This is a genomic window from Methylorubrum podarium, from assembly GCF_022179745.1.
GTDB lineage: Bacteria > Pseudomonadota > Alphaproteobacteria > Rhizobiales > Beijerinckiaceae > Methylobacterium > Methylobacterium podarium.
On record NZ_BPRD01000593.1, the window covers coordinates 1 to 1190 of the forward strand.

1 protein-coding gene is annotated in these 1190 nt (G+C 66.9%); it reads right to left on the reverse strand.

Features of this window, described 5'->3' with window-relative positions; genetic code table 11:
* A partial coding sequence (gene tuf, locus MFF42_RS24190) for an elongation factor Tu (protein ID WP_238258401.1) occupies positions 1 to 1189 on the reverse strand: 1189 nt, incomplete at its 3' end.
* Position 1190 lies beyond the last annotated feature (1 nt).

The following is a 1190-nucleotide window of genomic DNA, read 5'->3' on the forward strand; positions in this document are numbered from 1 at the left end:
AGTCGTTGATGGCGGCGACGACGCCGGCACCGACGGTACGGCCGCCCTCGCGGATGGCGAAGCGCAGCTTCTCTTCCATGGCCACCGGCACGATCAGCACCACGTCCATGGTCACGTTGTCGCCCGGCATCACCATCTCGGTGCCCTCGGGCAGCGTGCACACGCCGGTCACGTCCGTCGTGCGGAAGTAGAACTGCGGACGGTAGTTGGTGAAGAACGGCGTGTGGCGCCCGCCCTCCTCCTTCGTCAGGATGTAGGCCTCGGCCTTGAACTTCGAGTGCGGCTTCACCGAACCCGGCTTGCACACCACCTGGCCGCGCTCCACGTCCTCGCGCTTCGTGCCGCGCAGCAGCACGCCGACGTTGTCGCCCGCCTGGCCCTGGTCCAGCAGCTTGCGGAACATCTCGACGCCGGTCACCGTCGTCTTCGTCGTCGGGCGGATGCCGACGATCTCGACTTCCTCGCCGACCTTGATGATGCCGCGCTCGACCCGGCCCGTCACCACCGTGCCGCGGCCCGAGATCGAGAACACGTCCTCGATCGGCATCAGGAACGGCATGTCGATCGGACGCTCCGGCTGCGGGATGTAGGCGTCGACCGTCTCCATCAGCTTCAGGACGGCTTCCTTGCCGATCTTCGGCTCCTTGTCCTCGAGCGCCATCAGGGCCGAGCCCTTGGTGATCGGGATGTCGTCGCCGGGGAAGTCGTACTTCGACAGCAGCTCCCGCACCTCGAGCTCGACCAGCTCCAGCAGCTCCTCGTCATCGACCATGTCGACCTTGTTGAGGAACACCACCAGCGCCGGCACGCCGACCTGGCGGGCGAGCAGGATGTGCTCGCGGGTCTGCGGCATCGGGCCGTCGGCGGCGGACACGACCAGGATCGCGCCGTCCATCTGGGCGGCGCCGGTGATCATGTTCTTCACGTAGTCGGCGTGGCCGGGGCAGTCGACGTGGGCGTAGTGGCGGTTGGTCGTCTCGTACTCGACGTGGGCGGTCGAGATCGTGATGCCGCGCGCCTTCTCCTCGGGGGCCTTGTCGATCTGGTCGTAGGCCGTGAAGGTGGCCCCGCCCGACTCCGCCAGCACCTTGGTGATCGCTGCCGTCAGCGACGTCTTGCCGTGATCGACGTGCCCGATCGTGCCGATGTTGCAGTGCGGCTTGGTACGGGAGAACTTTTCCTTGCCCATC